General features: G+C 38.6%; 16 protein-coding genes. 1 reads left to right on the top strand and 15 read right to left on the bottom strand.

What is annotated here, in order from left to right; all coding sequences use genetic code 11:
- Positions 1-70: 70 nt before the first annotated feature.
- The 14 genes from RWO85_RS01015 to rpsU all read right to left on the bottom strand — a co-directional run bounded on the left by RWO85_RS01015 (position 71) and on the right by rpsU (position 20,164).
- Positions 71-1,375 carry an RsmF rRNA methyltransferase first C-terminal domain-containing protein gene (locus RWO85_RS01015; RefSeq protein WP_314413411.1) on the bottom strand — a complete coding sequence of 435 codons (1,305 nt, stop codon included), beginning with the start codon at positions 1,373-1,375 and terminating at the stop codon, positions 71-73.
- Positions 1,376-2,149: an inositol monophosphatase family protein gene (locus RWO85_RS01010; RefSeq protein ID WP_314413409.1), complete on the bottom strand. Its 774-nt coding sequence runs from the start codon at positions 2,147-2,149 to the stop codon at positions 1,376-1,378.
- The gene (locus RWO85_RS01005) at positions 2,139-2,417 is read right to left on the bottom strand and encodes a UPF0223 family protein (protein WP_314413407.1); all 279 of its coding nucleotides are present in this window, start codon (positions 2,415-2,417) and stop codon (positions 2,139-2,141) included. The genes RWO85_RS01010 and RWO85_RS01005 overlap by 11 nt, the downstream gene beginning before the upstream one ends.
- Complete coding sequence (locus RWO85_RS01000) at positions 2,417-2,818, bottom strand: Spx/MgsR family RNA polymerase-binding regulatory protein (protein WP_000631255.1); 402 nt, start codon at positions 2,816-2,818, stop codon at positions 2,417-2,419. Before RWO85_RS01000 ends, RWO85_RS01005 begins: the two co-directional genes overlap by 1 nt.
- Positions 2,819-3,028: 210 nt before the next feature.
- Complete coding sequence (locus tag RWO85_RS00995) at positions 3,029-3,646, bottom strand: TIGR01906 family membrane protein (protein ID WP_314413405.1); 618 nt, start codon at positions 3,644-3,646, stop codon at positions 3,029-3,031.
- Positions 3,636-4,409, bottom strand: a complete 774-nt coding sequence (locus RWO85_RS00990; RefSeq protein ID WP_314413403.1) for a TIGR01457 family HAD-type hydrolase — start codon at positions 4,407-4,409, stop codon at positions 3,636-3,638. Before RWO85_RS00990 ends, RWO85_RS00995 begins: the two co-directional genes overlap by 11 nt.
- Positions 4,410-4,419: 10 nt before the next feature.
- Positions 4,420-5,157, bottom strand: coding sequence for an acyl-[acyl-carrier-protein] thioesterase (locus tag RWO85_RS00985; protein WP_314413401.1), 738 nt, complete (start codon positions 5,155-5,157; stop codon positions 4,420-4,422).
- Positions 5,158-5,161: 4 nt separating this feature from the next.
- A complete protein-coding gene (gene hemW, locus RWO85_RS00980) occupies positions 5,162-6,292 on the bottom strand; it encodes a radical SAM family heme chaperone HemW (protein WP_314413400.1) in 1,131 nt (376 codons plus the stop codon).
- A 176-nt stretch (positions 6,293-6,468) separates the two neighbouring features.
- Positions 6,469-16,956, bottom strand: a complete 10,488-nt coding sequence (locus tag RWO85_RS00975) for a YSIRK-type signal peptide-containing protein (protein ID WP_314413399.1) — start codon at positions 16,954-16,956, stop codon at positions 6,469-6,471.
- A 396-nt stretch (positions 16,957-17,352) separates the two neighbouring features.
- On the bottom strand, positions 17,353-17,742 hold the full coding sequence (locus RWO85_RS00970; protein WP_314413397.1) for a YtxH domain-containing protein: 390 nt from the start codon (positions 17,740-17,742) through the stop codon (positions 17,353-17,355).
- Positions 17,743-17,757: 15 nt separating this feature from the next.
- Positions 17,758-18,141: a DUF948 domain-containing protein gene (locus RWO85_RS00965; RefSeq protein ID WP_399553535.1), complete on the bottom strand. Its 384-nt coding sequence runs from the start codon at positions 18,139-18,141 to the stop codon at positions 17,758-17,760.
- Entirely contained in the window at positions 18,142-18,930 is a 789-nt protein-coding gene (gene lgt / locus RWO85_RS00960; protein ID WP_314413395.1) for a prolipoprotein diacylglyceryl transferase, read from the bottom strand. It lies immediately after the preceding gene.
- Positions 18,923-19,858, bottom strand: a complete 936-nt coding sequence (gene hprK, locus RWO85_RS00955) for an HPr(Ser) kinase/phosphatase (protein WP_185695991.1) — start codon at positions 19,856-19,858, stop codon at positions 18,923-18,925. The genes lgt and hprK overlap by 8 nt, the downstream gene beginning before the upstream one ends.
- Positions 19,859-19,987: 129 nt before the next feature.
- Positions 19,988-20,164 carry a 30S ribosomal protein S21 gene (rpsU, locus tag RWO85_RS00950; protein WP_000048054.1) on the bottom strand — a complete coding sequence of 59 codons (177 nt, stop codon included), beginning with the start codon at positions 20,162-20,164 and terminating at the stop codon, positions 19,988-19,990.
- A gap of 212 nt (positions 20,165-20,376) precedes the next feature.
- On the opposite strand from rpsU, the gene RWO85_RS00945 reads away from it, so the two are divergent.
- Positions 20,377-20,961, top strand: a complete 585-nt coding sequence (locus RWO85_RS00945) for a rhomboid family intramembrane serine protease (protein ID WP_124788294.1) — start codon at positions 20,377-20,379, stop codon at positions 20,959-20,961.
- A gap of 203 nt (positions 20,962-21,164) precedes the next feature.
- Here RWO85_RS00945 and RWO85_RS00940 read toward each other — a convergent pair whose 3' ends face one another.
- Positions 21,165-21,872 carry a glucosamine-6-phosphate deaminase gene (locus RWO85_RS00940; protein ID WP_033683351.1) on the bottom strand — a complete coding sequence of 236 codons (708 nt, stop codon included), beginning with the start codon at positions 21,870-21,872 and terminating at the stop codon, positions 21,165-21,167.
- Positions 21,873-21,920: the final 48 nt, after the last annotated feature.

The following is a 21,920-nucleotide window of genomic DNA, read 5'->3' as shown; positions in this document are numbered from 1 at the left end:
AAAATGAAAGACAATTTGAAAAAATCCATACTTCCACTATAACATAGACAAGCTACTTTGACTAGCATTTTCACTTGAATCTGAGACCTTTTGGAAAATAATTTTTCAAAACATTTCCAGTCACCTTAGCAAAGCCCAACCCATTGCCTTGAACCAAAACTTGATACCAACCATTTGGCAGACTTTCCTCCAGCTGAACGGTTTCTCCAGCCACATACTTTACAAACTCATATTGGTCAATTTCAACCGACTGCTTGACCTGACTCGGTTTCAAGGCTAGTCCAAGAGCGAAACTGGGTTCAAAGCGTTTCTTCTTAAAGGTACCCAGATGCAGGCCATTCCGAGCAATCTTGAGTTTCCCTAAATCTGGCAAGAGTTCGGGCAGGAGATAAAGTTGGTCACCAAAAGTCTGCAAGATTCCCCTTAGATTGATTTTCAAGTGTTTTTGGACAAATTCCTGCCACAAGGCAACTTGTTCACGGCTGAGATTGCTCTTACTTGCCTTGCATTTTGGTGCTAGATTTTCGCCTTTAAATTGTAAATGAGCGACAAACTGACCCTCTCCCTTAAACTGATGAGGATACATCCGAGCCGTTTCTGGCAGGTCAATACCAGCTACCATTCCATTGATATGCTCTACTGGCAACAAATCAAAATCATACTCTTCCAGCAACCAATTGACAATCTCTTCGTTTTCCTCAGGTGCCCAGGTACAGGTTGAATAAACCAGACGACCACCTTCAGCTAGCATGGTAACTGCATCCTCCAGAATTTCTCTTTGCAAGCTAGCACATTGACTCGGATAATCTAAGCTCCAATAGTCCATAGCATCTGGCTGCTTACGAAACATTCCTTCACCAGAGCAAGGGGCATCAAGGACAATGAGGTCAAAATAGCCTTTAAAAACCTTGGCCAAGCGGTCAGCAGATTCATTGGTCACCACAACATTTGTCGCTCCAAAGCGCTCCATATTTTCTACTAAAATCTTAGCCCGTTTGCTTGAAATTTCATTGGAAACAAGTAGCCCCTCCCCTGCTAGATAGGCTGCCAGTTGAGTGGATTTACCTCCTGGTGCAGCTGCCAAGTCCAAAACCTTCATCCCAGGACTGGGCTGGGCTACCTGAGCCACCATCTGGGCAGCAGGTTCTTGCGAATAAACCAAGCCAGTAGCATGCTCAGGCGATTTCCCTGAAACCTTACCATAGTGACCCCAAGGAGTTTGAGGAATGGCATCAGGAAAGGAAACTGGCGCTTCTTTTAAAGGATTGACTCGAAAGGCCGAAACCGCTTCCTCCTCAAAAGAGGCAAGAAAATCTCTTGCCTCATCTCCTAGTATCTCTTCATATTTTTCAACAAATCCTTTTGGAAATTGCATTTAAGTTCTTTTCCTTTCGTAAATATAGGACTGAATTTCCTCCTGCATCTCAAGAGGTAGCATCATGACCGGTTGTCTGGTTTGAAAATTAGGAGTTTCACCAGAAAGAGTCACAATCCGATATCCCAGACTTTCCCCTAAAATACTAGCCGCAGCATAATCCCATGGTTGCAGATAAGTGACATAGGTCAACAAATGCCCTGACAAAATCTTGGCAAAACTAATGGCCGCACTCCCATAGACACGTACACCGAGGACCGATCGACCCAAATCAGCCAGACCCCATTCATTGGTTTCCAGCATGCCACTATTGCCTGCAATGAGAAAATCTCCAAGTGGTTTTGCTTTAAAGGGAGCTAGGGGCTTATCATTTAGATAAACAGGAAAGGCTCCACCACCGTGATAACAATCCCCTTTGACCACATCATAAATCAGGCCAAACTGTCCCTGACCATTTTCAAAATAAGCCATCATAACAGCAAAATCTTCCTGCTGGGCTACAAAATTATTGGTCCCATCAATCGGATCAATAACCCAAACCTTGCCCTCTTGAACCGAGGCTCGCAGACACCCTTCTTCAGCACAAATCTTATCCTCAGGATAACGGGACAAAATCTCACCAACCAAGAGTTCCTGAACTTCCTTGTCCAGTTTGGTCACCAAATCTGTTGGAGAGGACTTGGTTTCAACACGCAAGTCTTCCTGCATATGGTCAAGGATGTACTGGCCCGCTCTCTTAACAAGCTCTTTGGCAAATTCAAATTTACTTTCCAAGAGAAATCTTTCCTTCCCCTTTTTCCTTAGCAGTCTGAACTGCTCGGTAAAGCGAATAGCCACTAATCGTTTCAAATTCTCGTCCCAAACGTTTCTCTTCACTCTTGCTTGGCACGACCGCTTTGAATCCCTTATAGGAGTCCAGTAACTTTTTAGCCTCTACCTTGCCTTCATAGGCAGCTTCAACATCATTAAAAAAAGAAAGCACTGAAGCAAGTTCTTCAGTGCTCCACGACAAATCTAGTGGGTAACTATACTGTTTGTTCATTAACTAATACCAGCTCTCATTCTTGCTTCTTTTAGTTCTTGCTTACGGTAACTACGAGGGAGAAAAGCACGAATCTCATCTTCATTAAAACCGATCTGCATGCGTTTGGCATCGATAATAATCGGACGACGCAAAAGACTAGGATACTGCTCAATCAAATGAAGCAATTCCGATACCGAAATACTCTCTACATCAATATTCAATTTTTGAAAAATTTTTGAACGAGTTGAAATGATGTCATCAGTACCATTTTCGGTCAAGGAAAGAATGTGTTGCAATTCTTTTCTTGTTAAGGGACTGGTCATGATATTGTGTTCCTCAAAGGGCACCTTATGTTTTTCTAGCCAGGCCTTTGCCTTACGACATGATGTACAGCTCGGTGATAGAAATAGTGTAATCATGCTTTTCTCTTCTTATCTATACTTTGCTACTTCTATTATACAAAAAAATAAAGCGCTTGACTAGGGATTTTTAGAAAAAAAGCCTATTTTTTCAAGAAAAATAGACTGTTCGCGAACGATTGACACAATTGGATTTAGTTAATTCACTCTTGACAATCGTTTCGAATCACATACCTAACTTATTTACTCAAAATAAGAACATCTTTAGTATTATTTCCTACGACTTTTCAGGTACAGAAAACCAAAGAAGCTTTCATAGAGGGCGAAAAAGAGGAGGAAGGCATGGAGGAAAAAGGTCTCTGGCAAAATCAGAATCACTGGATCCTTGACTGGATCAAAAAGCCAGGTATCATCTCCTACAAAGAGAATTTGATGAAAAAGGGTAAAGAATTGGTCAAAACCAATCAAAACTCCCCCAAGCCCAATCAGTAAAGGCAAAACCACTAGAGCCAAAAGCCCTTTACTGAATAAAGATAAAAAGCCCTTTTTCACAATCCCTTTGACAAAGAAATAGAAACTTGGCAGTGTCACTAGGGCTACTAGCTGAACCAAGTGAAAGAGGTTCTTAACCACCTCAAAATGGTGTAGCCCAGCAACTGACGAACGAAAATCAGGCATCTGCAAGACCTGACTAAAAGGATTGGTCAGATAATTCATCAAGATATGAAAGTTGTACTGAATGGTTTCTGGTTTTAGATAAACCCGATCTGTTAAATTCAGCCACTGAATTTCAAAAGGATAGAAAATCCAAGCTAGATAAATGGTCAGAAGGATTGAAAGAGAGAAGAGAAAGAGCATAGAGCCCCAAAAGGTCAGTTTAGTTTTCATCAAAATCCCACTCCGCAAGGCTAGAAACCACATGAGTCGGTGCGATTGGTAGATCTGCTACTTCTTCTGCCTTGGTAAAACCTGTCGTCACCAAGAGCGTTGGAATGCCATTGTCAATCCCTGCTCGAATATCTGTCAGATAGTTGTCCCCAACCATAATCAACTCTTCACGTTTCAAGCCTAAGTGCTCAACCGCCTTGTCCATAATGATATCATTTGGTTTTCCGATATAAACAGGCTTCACTCGTGTTGCTACTTCAAGGAGAGTTACTAGCGAACCTGCTCCAGGTAAAAGACCACGTTCTGTCGGGATGTTGAGGTCAGGATTGGTTCCGATAAAATGAGCTCCCTTTTGGATAGCAAGAGTTGCTGTCGCAAATTTTTCATAATCGACTTGCCAGTCCAGACCTACTACCACATAGGCAGGATTCTCCTTGTCTTCCACATAACCAGCAGCCTTGATGGCTTCCTTGAGCCCAGCTTCTCCGATGACATAGACAGTCTTTTCAAGCCCCAAGTCGTTCATATAGTCGATAGTCGCTAAAGTTGCTGTGTAAACAGTCGATAGAGGTGTATCGATATTAAAATTCTGAGCCAACATCTCCTGAACACTCTCAGGAGTGCGGGTTGTATTGTTGGTCACAAAAAGATAGGGGATGTCTCGCTTTTGCAATTCATGGACAAAAGCCTCCCCCGCTGGGATTCTGTCTTTGCCCTTATAAATGGTTCCATCTAAGTCAATTAAATAGCCTTTATATTTCATCTATTTCTCCTTAATCCTTTTTTATTTCTTGCCAAGTGATGATTGCTTGGGCATTGGTAGCACCGTCGCTTGTAATTTCATGCTTGCTTTCCAGTCCAGTCCGCTCAACAGCCGATGTAATTACCCCACCTGGTCGCACTTCCTTTACATACTTGAGGTTGATTTTCTTGGGAATATACTGGGTCAAAAAATCTGCTCCCATGACCTCAAAAATCCAGTCCAAGTATTTACTGTTATTGACATGGCCATTCATATCCAAGTCGTAAAAACGAACATGGTAATCCTTGCTGAATGGTTCTTCCAAGGACTCATACTTTGGTCCACGGATAAGTTTTTTATCAAAATCAGACTGGTAAGGAGCCACAATCTCAGGTTCGACAGCATGGACTTTTCGACTGTCGCGGTCCATGAGAACAAAGGTCGCCAACATGTGGATGAGTTCCTGTCCTGCTTCATCATAAATGGTAAAGCGACGGTAGCAAAAGAGTCGATTGTAGCTCAGAGCTTCCGTTTCGATAGTGATTTCTTCCGCAAAACGAGGCAAACGAACCACCTCAATATCATAATCTGTGATAATCCAGACCAGATTATGCTCTTCCAAGATAGTCTTATCACTAACTCCTAGTTCAATAGACTGCATCCCTGAAACTTGTAGGGATAGCAAAATCACATCTGGGAGCTTGATATGACCGTTCATGTCCGCCATATCAAAAGGAATTTTCATTTTCATCTGATAAGTTAAGCCCATAATTCTACTCCAAAATAAATCGTTCTGCTACGGTGTCCCCCAAAAAGAGACCTCTTTTTGTCATGCGCACTCGGTCACCCTCTATTTGCATGAGACCTTGTTGAACCAAGTCCTTGACAATTTCTCCATAAAGTCCATCGAAAGATCGTCCAAATTTTTCCTCAAATCGCGCCATAGAGACTCCTGATTTCTTGCGGAGTCCCAGGAACATTTCTTCTTCCATCTGCTCTTTTTGGCTCAGGTGTTCTTCTGTGATACGCGCATTGCCTTCCTCAACTGCACTGAGATAATGACGAATGGGACCATGATTTTTATAGCGTACTCCGTTGACATAGCCGGATGCCCCAGCACCGATGCCATAGTATTCAGCATTGTCCCAGTACATGAGATTGTGCCGACTTTCAAAACCGGGTTTGGAGAAATTGGAAATTTCATAATGCTCAAAACCTGCTCGCTCCAGCTCTGCGATGATATATTCAAACATCTCAGCTTCCAGTTCCTCCTTAGGCAGAGGCAATTTCCCTCGTCGCATACGATTCATAAAGACCGTATGATTTTCCAAAATTAAGCTATACAAACTCATATGGGGAATATCCAGCCCAATGGCCTTAGCCACATTGTCCTTAACTTGCTCCATAGTCTGACCAGGCAGTGCATAAATCAAGTCAATAGAGATATTGTCAAAACCAGCCAGTTTCAGGCGGTCGATATTTTCATAAATGTCCTTCTCCAAATGACTACGCCCAATTTTTTTCAGCATCTTGTCATCAAAGGTCTGCACACCTAGCGAAACACGATTGACAGCCGAGTTCTTCAAAACGGCTATCTTATCCGCATCCAAATCGCCTGGATTGACTTCAATGGTCAACTCTTCCAAGGCAGACAAGTCCAAGTTTTTAGTTAAGCCCTTCAATAACACCTCCAGTTGCGGAGCTGACAGGGCTGTTGGTGTCCCACCACCGATATAGAGAGTTCGCAACTTTTGAATATCATAAAATTGAAACTCTTCTAACAGATGTTCCAAATAACTATCTACCGGCTGATTTTTTATAAAGACCTTTGAAAAGTCACAATAATAACAAATCTGGGTACAAAACGGGATATGCACATAGGCTGACGTTGGTTTCTTCTGCATAGTAATTATTATACCACAAAAAGCGAACAATACTTAGAATTCCGTTTAACAAAATCCTAGCATTGTTCGCTTTTTTTATCTAATCATTCTTTGTATTTTATGACTAACACGATTCCCATAACCAATCTAGTTTGTCTTTACAATACAAAAGAATGATTGTTCATTTGACTACATTTTTAGTCTTCTTTTTTCTTTCCAAGAGCAAGTCCGAGACCGCCTAGCATACCAAGAAGTCCTAGAGATGCAAGAGTCGCATTTGATTCTGTTCCTGTATTTGGCAATACATTTTGAGAATCATTTGATTTAGCTCCATTATCTATAGTAGTCTTAGTATCTACCTGATCTGCATTCGGAGTAACTGCATCTGGAATTGGAGTTGTTGGTGCAGGTGCAGGTTTATCTTGACCAGAATCTCCATTAGTAGCAGGTGAAACTGTTACATCTCCAGTTTTTGGATCTTGTCCTAACTCAACTGTTGGAACAAGTTTCGCTGGTGTTGTTACCACTGGTACTTCTTCAGTTGGTTTTCCTGGTTCTGTAATCTTAGCTACTCCTGGTACTTTACCATCTGGCAATTCATTATTTGGTACTTTACCTTTACCGTCTTGTCCAATTATTACAGTGATGGTGTTTCCATTCTTACCTGGAATTTCTACCTTAGTTCCTGGTGGATAAATTGAACCATCTGGTCTCTTAGGCGTTACTGTTACATCACCTGTACTTGGATCTTGTTCCAACTCAACCGTTGGTGTCTTACGGGCTGGTGTTGTTACCACTGGTACTTCTTCAGTTGGTTTACCTGGTTCTGTAATCTTAGCTTTTCCTGGTACTTTACCATCTGGCAATTCACTATTTGGTACTTTTCCTTTGCCATCTTCCCCAATTGTTACAGTGATTGTATTTCCATTCTTACCTGGAATTTCTACCTTAGTTCCTGGTGGATATGTTCCTCCATCCGGTTTCTTAGGTGTTACGGTTACATCACCTGAATCTGGATCTTGTTCCAACTCAACTGTTGGTGTTTTACGTGAAGGTGTTGTCACATTAACATTTTCATCAGGTTTTCCTGGTTCTATAATTTTACCTGTTCCTGGAACATCTCCTTCTGGTAAATCTTTATTTGGTACTTTTCCTTTACCATCTTCTCCAATTGTTACGACGATTGGTGTTCCATTCTTACCTGGAATTTCTACTTTCGTTCCTGGTGGGTAAATTGAACCATCTGGTCTCTTAGGCGTTACTGTTACATCCCCTGTACTTGGTTCTTGTTCCAACTCAACTGTCGGTGTCTTACGCGCTGGCGTTGTTACATCAACTGGTTGTGATGGTCTCTTATTCGGTTCTGTTACGATACCTTTTCCTGGTAAATCTCCTTTTGGAAGTTTATCATTTGGCACTTCACCTGATCCATTATCTCCGATAGTCACTTCGATTGGAGTATTATGATCACCTGGGATAACGACCTTGGTTCCTGGTGGATATGTTGTTCCATCTGGTTTCTTAGGTGTTACTATAGCATCTCCATTTGGTTTTCTTGTAATTTCGATTCCACCTGGTTTTTCTGGTTTTTCTGTTTGTGGTTCATTTGGATCTAGTTTCTTAGGTGTTTTCACTTCTAATTCAACAGAAGGTTTACCTGGTGGTGTGATCTTACCTGTTCCTGGAATTTCTCCGTCTGGTAAGTCTTTATTTGGAATAATTACTTTTCCATCTGGTCCAGTTGTTACCACAATCGGCGTTCCATCTTTTCCTGGGATTTCTACCTTAGTTCCTGGTGGATATATTGTTCCATCTGGTTTCTTAGGTGTTACGGTTACATCTCCTGTATTTGGATCTTGATCTAATACTAAGGCTGGTGTTAAGCGAGCTGGTGTTTCTACAGTAACTTTTTCTGGTGTTTTTCCTGTACCAGGTTCAGTGATTGTTCCCGGACCTGAAATATTACCGTCTGGTAAGTCTTTATTTGGTACTTTTCCTTTACCGTCTTCTCCAATTGTTACAACGATTGGTGTACCATTCTTACCTGGAATTTCTACCTTAGTTCCACTTGGATATGGTGACCCATCTGGTTTCTTAGGTGTTACGGTTACTTCTCCTGTGTCTGGATCTTGTTGTAACTCTACTGTTGGTGTCTTACGGGCTGGCGTTTCAACAGTTACATTTTCAACAGGTTTATTCGGTTCTGTTATCTTAGCATTACCTGAAGTTTTTCCGTCTGGTAATTCACTATTCGGAACTGTACCCTTACCATTTTGTCCAATTTCTACTCTAATTGGGTTTCCATCTTTACCTGGAATTTCCACAATTGTTCCTGGTGGGTATGTTCCTCCACCTGGTTTCTTAGGTGTTACGGTTACATCACCAGTATTTGGATTTTGTTCCAACTCAACTGTTGGTGTCTTACGGGCTGGTGTTGTCACATTTACAGGTTGCGATGGTTTCTTATTCGGTTCTGTTACTGTTCCAGTTCCCGGTTTAGCATCTTTTGGTAAGCTATCATTTGGAACTGTTCCTGAACCATCATTTCCAATTGTTACTTCAATAGTTTTTCCATCTTCTCCTGGGATTTCTACCTTAGTTCCTGGCGGATATGTTCCTCCACCTGGTTTCTTAGGTGTTACAATAGCATCTCCATTTTCCTTACGAGTAATTGCTATTTCTGTTGGAGCATCTGTTTCTGGCAACGTTGGATCAATTCGTTTCGGTGTTTCCACTTTAACATCTTCAGGATCTTTACCATTTTCTGTAATTTTACCTGTTCCTGGTGTTTTATCTTCTGGTAAATCATTGTTTAAAACTTTTCCTTTACCGCCTTCTTCTATTGTTACGATAATAGGTGTTCCATTCTTACCTGGAATTTCCACTGTTGTTCCTGGTGGGTATGTTGACCCATCTGGTTTCTTAGGTGTTACAGTTACGTCTCCTGTTTTTGGATCTTGTTCTAACTCTATTGTTGATGGTTTACGAGCTGGTGTTGTTACCTCTACAGGTTTAGATGGTGCTTTATTTGGCTCTGTTACTGTTCCTGTTCCTGGTTTATCAGTTTTTGGAAGTTTATCATTTGGAACTGTTCCTGAACCGTCATTTCCAATGGTTACTTCAATTGGAGTATTGTCATTTCCTGGAATCGTTACAGTTGTTCCTGGTGGATATGTTCCTCCACCTGGTTTCGTTGGTGTTACAATTGCATCACCATTTTCTTTACGAGTAATTCCTATTGTTGGAGTTTGAGTCGTAGGAACTTTTGGATCTGTTCCGTTTTTCTTCTCTTCGTCATCTGGAATTCCATCGTTATCATCATCTGCATCTTCTTTATCTGGAATTCCATCGCCATCTGTGTCTCTCAGAATCGTTACCGGAACTTCTACCTTAATTTCCTCAGTTTCTTTTCCAGTTTTTCCATCTTTTTCTTTTGTAATCTTAACAGGAATGTTAATTTGACGTTCTTCTTCATCTTTGTCCCAATTATCTACTGTTGGAGTTCCTGTTAACTCACCATTTCCGTTAACTGATAATTCATTTACTGGTGGATTTTCTGTTGTAATTGTAGCACCTGGTTTATTTGTTGTTACAACTGTAACCGGTGGAACTTCAGCTTTTTCTTTCATAGGAGTCGGTGGTGTCACTGTTCCTGTTAGTTCATCTGCTACTTTTGGATTTTTATCTTGATCATCTGGAATACCATCATTATCATCATCTAGATCATCTTTATCTGGTGTTCCATCTCCATCAGTATCCCTTAATACATTGACTACAACATCTTTTTCAACTGGTGTGTCACCTTCATGAGTTACAGTCACTTTGATCGTTACAGTACGATTTTCTTCAATTTCTCCCCAGTCTTTAACATCTGGCGTTCCAGTAACTTTACCATCAGGAGTTACAGTTAGTCCATTCTTAGGAGTTGGAGTAATTGTACTATTGTCTTTATTAGGTGTTACCACTTTATCACTTGTATATGCTTTATTTTCAATCGCATCTACCGGTGTTCCTACTTCAACTGTTAATGGTTTTCCAGCAGTTTCTGTAGATGATTGACTTGTTAAGTCTGTTGTTTTACTTGTCACTTGTGCAGTAACTGGTGAACCATCTTTTACTTTATCTGCAGGAATAATCACTTTACCATTTGCATCAACAGCAATTGTTGGATCAGAACTTGTCCAAGTTCCATCTCCGGTTTTTGTTACTGTTACTGTTTGTGGCGTATTATCTTCACCTGTATATGTGATAGTAGTAGTTCCTTCTCCAGTTAATATCGGTGTGATTTCTACCGTTCCGTTTTCTTTTGGTGTTACTGTTGGAGCTTGCGGTTTCACCTTAACAATTACATCAGTTGTTTCTGTTGAACCATCTTCATAAGTAATTGTCACTGGAATTGTATGTTTACTATCCGGAGTTACATTTGGTAATGGTGATGTTTTTTCCACTACACTTGTAATCTTAGCTGCGGTAAAATCTTTCGTTTCAGTTCCATCTACTACTCCAGTAACCCCTGTTTTTCCTGATAAATCAGAATTTGTTAATGGTGAATCTACTTCTTTAATAACATCAACAGTCGTTACTTTATGAGGTGTTGTTGTATATGTCGCATCATCAGATTCTACAGCTGAACCACCTGTACCTTTTGTTGCTTTGGCAGTAACACTAGTTCCTACTAATTTTTTAGGAATTTCTAATGAACCATTACGGAATACGACACCTTCTTTAGGAGTTTCAAGTTGCCAATCATTTCCATTTTTCACTAAGGTTACAGTTCCATCTGTTAATGGAATCGTTACTTTATCTCCATCTGTTGGTGGCGTTACTTTCACATTTCCATTTTGCCATTGTGCAATAGTTGGAGCTGCTGGTTTTTGTTCTTTTACAACTACATGTACAGTTACTTGATTTCCTGCTTTTCCTTGGCTATCAACTGGTTGAAGCGTTACAGTGTATACTCCTGCCCTTGGATTTTCTGGAAGTCCTGAAATAACATTAACTTTTCCTGTACCAAATGGCTTATCTGTAGTGCTGTCATCTTCAGTATCAGATACCGTTACTAATTCTTTTAGTAAATCAGCTGTAAGTGGTGTTCCTGCAGTGTAAACCTTAGGATTTTCTTGTGTTCCTACTGCTGCATCTTTCAACGTTACTACTGGAGCATCATTGGTTACTGTAATAACTTGCCATTTTCCTGCTGGTGTTGCATTTTGTCCAGTTTCAGGTTTGTAATCTACTCGTAATCCTAATCCGCTAGTATAGTTATCTGTATTATCTCCTGAAGCAGTTTCTTCTTTAATAAGAAGTTTTTTATTATTATCTGTTTCTTTTAAGGTAATACTTACTTTGTTTTCAGCTTTATTTGCTTCATTTACACTATTTGTAATAGCTTCTACAAAGTTATTAGCATTTGTAACTCCAGCTGGTGCCGTAGAAGGATCTACTTTCCAATCCCCACCATTTTCATCACGGACAAGAACAATACTGTTTGGTGTATTATCTGAGTCAGTGCTGTTATGGAATCGTAACTCGATTCGTTTTGCATCATGTGGTACTGTTACATCGATATGCTTGCTACCAGCAATTGTAGCAGAAGGTGAGTAATCTCCCATTGTAACGACTTTAGGGTCACTCACTTTAGAAACATTTGTATCTCCAACTTTGTTCACTACAGTAATTGGTAATGGTTTCTCTGTTTCTCCGTTTTTATTTTCACTTTGACGAAGTTTTACATTATCTGGTAATGTCGCTGTCCAAGTATCTCCATTAATGGTTACTTGTCCATCTTTGCTTGATAAAACTGTTTTATCTTTATCATTTAAGTGTACTTCTACAACTCTATCATCTGATGTGAATCCACCTAATGTACCACTGATTGTACGTGTTGTTGATGATACTGCATCCTGATTAAACGTTGGTTTTGGAGGTGCTACATGGAATATAACATCTTTTTGGATGCTAGCAGGTGTATAAACTTTAACAGTTTTTCCATCGATACTCTTTGTATAATATCCTGCTCCAGATGAGAATTTCACTAATGCTTTATAATCCGTTACTACACCTGGTTTGTTAAACTCAGTAGTAGTTGTTATTTCAGCATTATTCGTACTCCATTTGAAGTTCATTCCTGCTGGGTAATATTTATCATCACCATCATTATTTTGACCATCGACTACTTTTACAAAATTATGAGAGTCTTGTCCGTTATTTGCATTTGCTGCATCAACTAGTTTAGTTCCTAACTCAACAGTTTTTGGACTATTTCTAACTTCAACATCTACTACTTTATATTTATATTTATAAGTACCCTTATTACCTGTTGAATCTGTAACTTCTACACTACCTACATGGTCTCCTAAAGTGGCAGTATCTGTTGAGGTATTCGCTGCGTCTTCAATCATAACATTTGTTCCACTTGTCCAAGAACCAGTTTTTTCAATTTCAGTTCCATTTGGAAGTCCTGTTACTTTCAGATTAGTAATTTTATTTCTATCATCTCTTACATTGAAGGTAGGAGTGAATTTTGCTCCTTTAAATACTACAAAATTAGCAGTAGTATTCTCATCTTTGGTTAACAACATACCATCCATTGTAGCTGAAGGCTCATTCGCATCCGCTTTTACGACAGGAATTTGAATTTCATCTATTGAATGGTCTGGATATTCGATAGTTGCACCAACATAGTGAGAACCATCTGCATTTTGCTTAATAGCTCCGTCTTCCTTCATAGAAATCTTCAATCCAGTAGTTGTATTATCTATTTTTACAGGTCCACGAGTTGAATCAAAGGTAATATTTGATTTCAGTGCGTCAAAATCAGACTGAGTAATTTTCGCACTTGTAGCATTAACATCCACATTCACTGGTTGAGCTGAAACTTGTGGAACATATTTTGTTGCTTGAGTTAAAACTTTAAAGACTACATTTGTAGGATGTTCAGGCGTATTTCTTATCTCATTTGTTGCAGCATCTCTTGCATACATACCACGAGTAAATTCATCTGTATCAGCCCACGGTGTTGTCCCTGTTTTATATTCACTTACTTTTCCTGTTACTATGATATTTCTTGGAGCATCTACTTCTACATTATCCGTACGAGGTAATCCATTATGATTTAATCCTGGGAATCCTAATCCGCTAGATGTATTACCATTAGTTTCTCTAAATATAGCTTGTACTAATTTTCCAGAATTATCCGTTACAGCACCAATATTAAGATCTGTCTCTTCCGTTGGAGTTACATACACAACTTGTCTACCAGTAGCATCCACTACTTTTTCTTTTCCATTAGGAGTAAACTTGAATTTAGGTGGTTCATTATCTCCAACATTTGAATTAGCTCTTGATGGATCACTTTCTACGTTATCCTTTGTTACTGATTTTGCTGTAACTGGAATAGAGTCTTTTATTGCTCTATCTTTGATTGTTACTTTACCCGTAGTTTGATCAATCGTTACACCATCAGCTGGAGCATTTGTTAATGTCCATCCATTTCCTGTTTTTGTTGCTGTAACAGTTTTTGGTGTGTTATTCGGATCATTATAAGTGAAATTAAATGTATTAACATTTTCTTCAGTCACTGGCGTTACTGTAACATCCCCATTTGTTTCTGGTGTTACTGTTGGCGCAGTTGGTTTAATTTGAACTTCAATATTTTTTGTTAAATAGGCTCTATTTGTAATTTCAGAAACATTATCACCTGTAACTCCAGTACGAGGAACTGTTTGAATTCCATTTGTACCCGCATAATTTTCAGGGAAATAAGCTGCTGCTTTTACAACATGTTTACCTGGTGTATTGAAAGTAACATTATTCTTAACAGTATTATCTGGTTGAATAAATCTAAATTTCATTCCACCTGGGAAGAAACTATCATTGTGAGTTGTTCCATCAGTTGTTCTTAAGTAACTATTGGCATCATTTAGTGAAGTACCTTTATTTCCTTTAACAACTAAAGTACCATCTTGTTTAATTTCGCCTTTACCATCTTCAAACTCTAAATCAACGACTTCTGTTCTAAATTTCACCGTAGATTTATTGCCTTTATCAACATTACCGCTTTGGTCGTCTGACACTTTAAAAGTAGCCGTATGTTTTCCTAATGGTGCATCCGCAGCAACTGTTCCCGTAACATTTGTTGTTCCTGGATTTTTTTCTACTGCTCCTGTTTTTGAAAGAGTTGTTCCATTGTTAAAAGTAACACCTTTAGGTAACCCACCTTCATATTTTAAGTTTACTTTACCTTTAGGATCATTATCATACATTGATAATGGAACATTTAAAGTTGCCCCTCTATAAATACGAGTTACCGGAGATGTTGACTCATTGTCTGTTAATACAGTTGATTTGTTTCCATCAGTCGGATTAGTCATTTTAACTGTTGGTGGTTGGTTATCTGGAGCATCCGTTGGAGTAACTCCTTCACTTCGTTCAGAAGTCACAACCCCATTATTATCGACAGTTGTGATGGCTGTAATCGGTGTTCCAGGTAATGCTTCTGCTACAGTAATTGTTGCTGTAGCCCCATTCGTTTTTCCTGTTCCGATAACTTTTCCATTACTATATAGAGTAACTGTAGATCCTGTTTTAACCCCTGTACCAACATTTACTGTGATTCGTTGATTTGTTAATCCTTTTTTATGTTGCACATCACTTGCTGTAATCACAGGTTTTTTAGGGTTAACCGTAAAGTGAACTCTTCCATCTGATCCTGAATTTGCATCTTCCGAAGTTGAACCATCTTGATATCTTGCGACCGCAGTATAAGTAAACTTCCCAGCATTTGCCGTACTTGGAGCAGAATTATTTTTCCAATCCCAGCGCATTCCAGCAGGGAAATCTCCACTACCTTTACGCGTAACATATTTGTCTGCTACAGGATTACCAGTGTTTGGAATTACATCTCCTACAACTTTTGTATGAGTGCTACCTTGGATAGGATATAGTTTTGCTTGTTTTTCTCTTAAGGTTGGTTGTACTGGTTGGTCATCATATCCTGTATATGTTGGCTCATTTGTATCTCGTCCTGAAACAAATGTATATGCTTGGTTAGTAGTAAGACCATAAGTTCCGGCTACTGCTAAAGTAAAAGCATCTCTTACTTGTTCATCAGTAACCCCTTGTCTCAATTTAACTTTCACATGCATATGCACAGCTTTATCTTTATCATTTGTTTTTATTCCGATACCATATGAATATTTATTATATCTAGTATCAGTTCTTGTTATTCCGTAGGCTAACAACGGATCGTTACTATTCCCTCTGAAAGTTTCTCTCATATCCTGATCATAACTCGCACCATGCCTAATATCTAAGGTATTAAAATAAGTCAAATGCCCTTTTGAAACAGAGTCTCGCAAGAAATCAAAATTTTGACTGTCTACTTTTGTAAATTTTTCAGGATTTTGAGATAATGTTCCAGTATCCCCATTTCTTCTATAAACATCAAATTTTAAATCCCTCATAGTATCAGTTTTGTACGTTCCAAAGTTTCTCGAACCCGTATTTAAATCTAAAATTTGAGGCGGTAAAATCAATCTATAAATTTGATTGTAACTTTGATTAGCCATAGCTCGACCATCATTATTAAAGAAGACATCATAAACCACATAGCGATTTCCACCAATTGTTGTCGTTTTAGCAAATAAATCTACTTTTTTTTCAGTATATTCTGTCAATCCATTTCTAACAACTCTGTTTCCATCACTTGCACGGTGACGTTGATAAATCAATAAGTTGTCACTTGAATCCCATGTTGGAGAAATTGATGCCGCTCTATTATGAGAACCTTCTTCAATTTTATTTCCATTACGTGGGTCATTCTTACCTGAAGTTAGACGCAAAGTCGCTATTTTGACAGAATTAAACGTTCTCTTCACACGCTTTGTTAAATCTTCAATATCGTTAGGAGAAATGGTTGTATTCTGAATAACCCCTTGGGCTAATCCCAAGAGTTCGTTAGCTTTTTCAAATACTTCTTTAGTTGATTCATGTTCAGGAAGCTCAAGAACCGCTGCTTGTAATTGTTCAGCAGACAATTTTAGTGATTCTTTCTTATCTGAAATAGTTTTATCAGCTTCACTTAGTTCAGAAGCAGTTTTATTATCTCTGATTTCAGTCTTATTCTCAGTTGTAGTTTCTTGAACCTTGCTTGATTCTTTAGTAGCATTTGATAAAACAGTTAAATCATTTTCTAAAAGGGAAAGTAGGTCATTTACATCCTTCTGTGTTGCAGTATCACTATCTAGTAAGGCTTGTCCTTTTTGAACTCTGTCCTTAATCGGAGAAATAACTGAGTTGTCAAGATTTGATTTCGATGAAAGAGTAGCATTTAACTCTTCAACTACTTTTCTTAAATTCGCTTTATCAACCGCTTTGACAACGCTTTCAATATTAGTTGCTATTTCCTTTTCCGAAGGATTCTGTGCAGCCTCTACTTTGTTATCGGTAGGTTGTTGAATCTCTGCAAGTGATTTATCCTTCTCTTTCTGTTTAACCACATCTGTGGTATTTTGTGAATTATTTTCAATTACACTATCCGCACTCGCAACGCGCGCACCCAAAAACATCAGTGCTGCAACAGCTACTGAAGCCGCACCAAAGCTATATTTACGAATAGAGAAGCGTAGAACCTTTTCACGTTGGTGACGTTCTACTCTACTTAATGAATTCGATTTGTTTCCCATTTTTCCTCCTTATGTCAAGACATAAAATCAAATTAAAAAGTAATTTTTTATAGCTAAACCCAAGTAGGAATATAACCATAAAAAATCACTATGATGAGCATTCTACACATCACAGCTATCACAGCTATCACAGCTATCACAGCTCAATTATACCACATTCAACATATTTAATCAAATATGTAGCATTAGACTGCTTAAAATTCGAGATAAATTTTATATTTAGAGATAATATTATTAATATATTAATTGTTTGTATTTCGAAAACAAATCTATTCATAGAAAAAGTAGATGAATTTCTTTTCATTCAAGGTTTTATCCACATAAAAAAACCTATAAGCTCTATAGAGGTATAATCCACTAGAGAGTTTATAGGACCTAGAATAGTTACTATTTATTTTATTCTTCTGTTATATCAATCACAATCTCTTCTGATTCATCGAGAGTTTCGGCCTTTTCTTGCCATTGCTCCTTGAGATTATTGAATCGATCTTTTGATGCTTCTGTCGCTTGACGAGCACATGATTTGGCTTGAGCAAGTACACTGTCCACAGTGATTTCACCTGACTCAACCTGTTCTTTGGTTTTAAGAACAAAATCTGTAGCCTGTTCCTTGACTTCTGTTAGTTTTTCACAGACCTGATCCTTGGCATACTCAGGATCTTCTCTCAAATCATCTAGAAAATCTTGAGCCTGACTGCAAATTTGTTTGCCCTTATCGCTTGTTAAAAACAAGGCAAGAGCTGCACCTGAAACGGTTCCTAAAAGGATTGAGGATAGTTTACCCATAAGGTTTCTCCTTTTTTATTTTTTGAAAAATTTACTTGCAAGACGAAGAGCTGACAAACTTGCACCAGTCTTGAGTGTTTTTGAACCAGCTGATGAAGCTTTCTTGCTCAAGACACGCGCATGATCATTGAGGTCTGAAACAGATAGAGATAAATCTGCAACAGCACTAAAGAGTGGATCAATCGTTGCCACCTTGACATTGATATCATCTGCCAAGACATTGACCTTAGCCAGCAATTCATTGGTATGATGCAAGGTCACATCCACATCTGAAGTCAAGGTTTTAATCGTATTCTCTGTTTCATCGATAACACGTCCAAGCTTTTGTACAGTGATAATTAGATACACCAAAAATACAATCAAAGCAAGGGCTACAAGAATATATGCAACTTCTAACATTTACTTTTCCTCCTCTGTAACATAGTAAGGGGCCTTCTTTCGATTTTGATATAGAATGATAAAAATTCCAAGACCGATAAGGACAACTGATAGCCATTGAGACACTCGAAGTCCAAAGAACATAAGGCTATCTGTTCGCATACCTTCGATGACCATACGACCGAAACCATACCAAATCAAGTAAAAGGCAGTGATATGACCTCGTCTAAGGCTCTTCCATTTTCGTCTGAATATCAGAATCAAGGCAAAGCCAAACAGATTCCATAGAGACTCATAAAGGAAGGTCGGTTGACGGTAGCTCCCCTCAATATACATCTGGTCACGTATAAAGCCAGGTAGATAATCCAGATTATCCACTGCTGCACCATAAGCTTCTTGGTTAAAGAAATTGCCCCAGCGACCCAAACTTTGGGCAATCATGACGCTCGGCGCTGCAATATCTAGAAAATCCCAAGTATTAATGAGTTTACGATCAGCAAAGATATAAAGTACAAGGGCCCCAGTTATCAAACCACCGTAAATGGCCAAACCACCATTCCAAATGGCAAAAATTTCTCCTAAATTCTGACTATAGTAATCAAAACGGAAAATAACATAGTAGAGACGAGCTCCTAAAATAGCCAGAGGAAAGGCTACTAAGATAAAATCTAAAATATCGTCTGGTATGATCTTCTTTCTAGGCGCTTCTTTCATGGTCAAATAAACCGCAAGAATCAAGCCTGTCACAATACACAAGGCATACCAACGAATGGCTAGAGGACCTAGATGAATAGCAATTGGATCAAGCATTAGGCACCTCGTTTTGAGCAATAAGATTTGTCAAGCGTTCTTCAAACAAACGCGTCGCATCAAAGCCCATTTCCTTAGCACGATAATTCATGGCAGCTGCCTCAATCACGACAGAGATATTACGACCTGTTTTAACTGGAATGCGGATACGAGGAATGGCTACGCCAGAAATTTCTAATTCCTCTGCATTGTTTCCAAGTCGATCAAAAGTCTTATGCGTATCATAATTTTCCAAGTAAACAGCCAGCTGGACTTGTGAAGAATCCTTGACCGCACTCGCACCGTAGAGGCTCATAACATCGATAATCCCAACCCCACGAATTTCAATCAAGTGCTTCAAGATTTCAGCAGGTTCTCCCCAAAGAGTTATTTCATCCTTAGAGTAAATATCTACCCGATCATCTGCTACTAAGCGGTGACCACGTTTGACAAGCTCCAGACCTGTCTCACTCTTACCGATTCCACTATCACCTTGAATCAAGACACCCATCCCATAGATATCCATCAAAACACCATGAACACTGGTACGTTCTGCCAAACGAGAATCAAGGTAATTAGATAACTCTCCAGACAAACGACTGGTCGCCGTACGGCTGGTTAAAATAGCAATCTTACATTCTCTAGCTGCCTTTAGCATCTCCTCAGGAACCACCAAACCACGAGCAACAATGACTGCTGGTGTCTCAGGTAGAAACATTCTTTTCAAAACTTCATAACGGCTGTTGGAAGGCATGCCAATCAGATATGACCACTCCTTCATCCCCAAAAGTTGAATCCGCTCTGGCGTATAGTAGTCAAAATAGCCTGTCATTTCAAGACCAGGTCGCGTAATATCCGCTGTATTGATTTCCTTTTCAAGCAATTCTGGTTCGCCATAGACAATGTCTAGTCTAAGCTTTTCAATCACTTCTTTTACTAAAACCGACATCATTTCCTCCTTCAATCGAGTTCTTTTTACTATTATATCAAATTGTAGGAGGATATTTCAGATTTTTGCAGGCTTTGAAGTATTTATTTAAAAGAAAAAGACTAGATTTCTCTAGCCTTTCATTTCTAATTAGAATTTTTTACGTTTACGAGCTGCTTCTGATTTACGTTTACGTTTTACAGAAGGTTTTTCATAGAATTCACGTTTGCGTGTTTCTTGAAGAGTACCAGCTTTAGTAACCGCACGTTTGAAACGACGAAGTGCGTCATCAAGAGATTCATTCTTACGTACTACTGTTTTAGACATTTTTTTCACTCCCTTCAAGTTCAATATCTATTATATTCTACACGTAAAAGGAATAATTGTCAAGAAAAAATGCGGTTTAATTTTGATTATCTTCAATTTTAATCTTGTTGTTAATCTTGTTAAAATTGATTAACATTTATAGATGGAAATGATATAATAGTGACACATATTGATTAGCAAAAATTAGTATTATTTAGGAGTGAATCTATAACATGAAAAGAATCATAAAAATTTACCCTATGGTCAGTATTTTAGTTGTAATTTGTTTATTGCTAGGAATTCTTACTACCTTTTGGGGAAGTGTAATGTATGACTTATTTGCATTTCATTCAAAGCCAATTTATTGTTGGCAATACTTTAGTGGTACATTTATGCATGGAAGTAAAGAAGCACCAGTATGGTTTATATGGTTTCATTTAGTTTTAAATACTTTAATGTTACTTCCTTTTGGTGGGCTATTGGAGTATAAAAGGGGATCAAAATATGTATTTTTAGTTTTTATTACTTCTATGGTAATATCTTCAATTGTATTCCATATATTAACACAGAATCAAGAAATTCAGGCATCGGGTATCTCTGCTATTGGCTATGCTTTTGTAACGGGTGGGGTGATGAATATGTTTAGTATATGGAAAAATTTCAATTTAGGATTAAAACTATTTTATATCCTTTTAATCGTTCTATCTCTCACCATGCTTCTACCAAATATAACAGGCTGGATTTCAACCTTTCTTCACATGTCAGGAATTGCCAGTTATATCATGGTTTCCAGCATCAACAACTATCGACTGTCTTAATAAAAATCGTATAGTATCATAAAAAATAGTCAATACGATTATATCACAGTTTACAGACATTTAATAATTTTCTATTGGATACCTTTTTATATGAAATATCGACAACTGTTACGGGAATTTACAGAAAAATTTCTTTTAGCAGGATAGTGAACATTTGAAGTAAAAAACCACTCACTCCAAAGAGCAAGTGGTTTTTATACTTTTTATTTTTCAAGTAAGCTAAGCGCTTCAGCATCTGCGATGATGGTCACATCTGGGTGATTTTGTAAGCTACTTGCTGGTAGACTCTCAGTCACTGGGCCGGACACTGTTCCAGCAATAGCTTCTGCTTTTGATTCACCGTAAGCAAAGAGAAGGATTGACTTGGCATCCAAGATGTTTTTAATCCCCATTGAAATGGCTTGTGTTGGAACGTCTTCAATCTTGTCAAAGAAACGTGCGTTTGCTTCGATAGTTGACTGGTCCAGTTCTACTAGATGTGTTTGACTGTCAAATGGAGTACCTGGCTCATTAAATCCGATATGTCCATTGCGACCGATTCCCAAGATTTGCAGGTCAACTGGATGGTCAGCTAAAATTTGGTTGTAGCGTTCTACTTCAGCTTCAGCATTGTCCTTAACCCCACGAGGCAAGAAACTTTCTTTAAATGGTTTTTGGTTAAACAAGTTTTCTTGCATGAAGTAACGATAAGACTGTGGGTTGTCCCCATCAAGCCCTACATACTCATCAAGGTTGACACTAGTTAGATTTGAAAAATCAAGGTCACTCTCAACAATTTCCTTGTAAAATTCAAGTGGGCTACTTCCTGTCGCAAGTCCTAGGGTTTGAGCTCCATTGGCCAATTTTTCCTTCAAAATCTCAAAAGCAACTTTTCCACCTTCAACTTGGTTTTCAACTTTAATAACTTTCATCTTTTCATCCTCCGTTTTAATCTATATTCATTATATGGTATAGACCAA

It is taken from the genome of uncultured Streptococcus sp., from assembly GCF_963521865.1.
GTDB lineage: Bacteria > Bacillota > Bacilli > Lactobacillales > Streptococcaceae > Streptococcus.
The sequence above is the reverse complement of the archived record's forward strand: the minus strand, read 5'-3'. Positions and strand labels throughout refer to the sequence as shown.

What these genes read in the sequence shown, in the direction of transcription:
- RWO85_RS01015 (WP_314413411.1), bottom strand. Translation starts at nt 1,375, where the DNA reads ATGCAATTTCCAAAAGGATTTGTTGAAAAATATGAAGAGATACTAGGA.
- RWO85_RS01005 (WP_314413407.1), bottom strand. Translation starts at nt 2,417, where the DNA reads ATGAACAAACAGTATAGTTACCCACTAGATTTGTCGTGGAGCACTGAA.
- RWO85_RS01000 (WP_000631255.1), bottom strand. Translation starts at nt 2,818, where the DNA reads ATGATTACACTATTTCTATCACCGAGCTGTACATCATGTCGTAAGGCA.
- RWO85_RS00995 (WP_314413405.1), bottom strand. Translation starts at nt 3,646, where the DNA reads ATGAAAACTAAACTGACCTTTTGGGGCTCTATGCTCTTTCTCTTCTCT.
- RWO85_RS00990 (WP_314413403.1), bottom strand. Translation starts at nt 4,409, where the DNA reads ATGAAATATAAAGGCTATTTAATTGACTTAGATGGAACCATTTATAAG.
- RWO85_RS00985 (WP_314413401.1), bottom strand. Translation starts at nt 5,157, where the DNA reads ATGGGCTTAACTTATCAGATGAAAATGAAAATTCCTTTTGATATGGCG.
- hemW (WP_314413400.1), bottom strand. Translation starts at nt 6,292, where the DNA reads ATGCAGAAGAAACCAACGTCAGCCTATGTGCATATCCCGTTTTGTACC.
- RWO85_RS00975 (WP_314413399.1), bottom strand. Translation starts at nt 16,956, where the DNA reads ATGGGAAACAAATCGAATTCATTAAGTAGAGTAGAACGTCACCAACGT.
- RWO85_RS00970 (WP_314413397.1), bottom strand. Translation starts at nt 17,742, where the DNA reads ATGGGTAAACTATCCTCAATCCTTTTAGGAACCGTTTCAGGTGCAGCT.
- RWO85_RS00965 (WP_399553535.1), bottom strand. Translation starts at nt 18,141, where the DNA reads ATGTTAGAAGTTGCATATATTCTTGTAGCCCTTGCTTTGATTGTATTT.
- lgt (WP_314413395.1), bottom strand. Translation starts at nt 18,930, where the DNA reads ATGCTTGATCCAATTGCTATTCATCTAGGTCCTCTAGCCATTCGTTGG.
- hprK (WP_185695991.1), bottom strand. Translation starts at nt 19,858, where the DNA reads ATGTCGGTTTTAGTAAAAGAAGTGATTGAAAAGCTTAGACTAGACATT.
- rpsU (WP_000048054.1), bottom strand. Translation starts at nt 20,164, where the DNA reads ATGTCTAAAACAGTAGTACGTAAGAATGAATCTCTTGATGACGCACTT.
- RWO85_RS00945 (WP_124788294.1), top strand. Translation starts at nt 20,377, where the DNA reads ATGAAAAGAATCATAAAAATTTACCCTATGGTCAGTATTTTAGTTGTA.
- RWO85_RS00940 (WP_033683351.1), bottom strand. Translation starts at nt 21,872, where the DNA reads ATGAAAGTTATTAAAGTTGAAAACCAAGTTGAAGGTGGAAAAGTTGCT.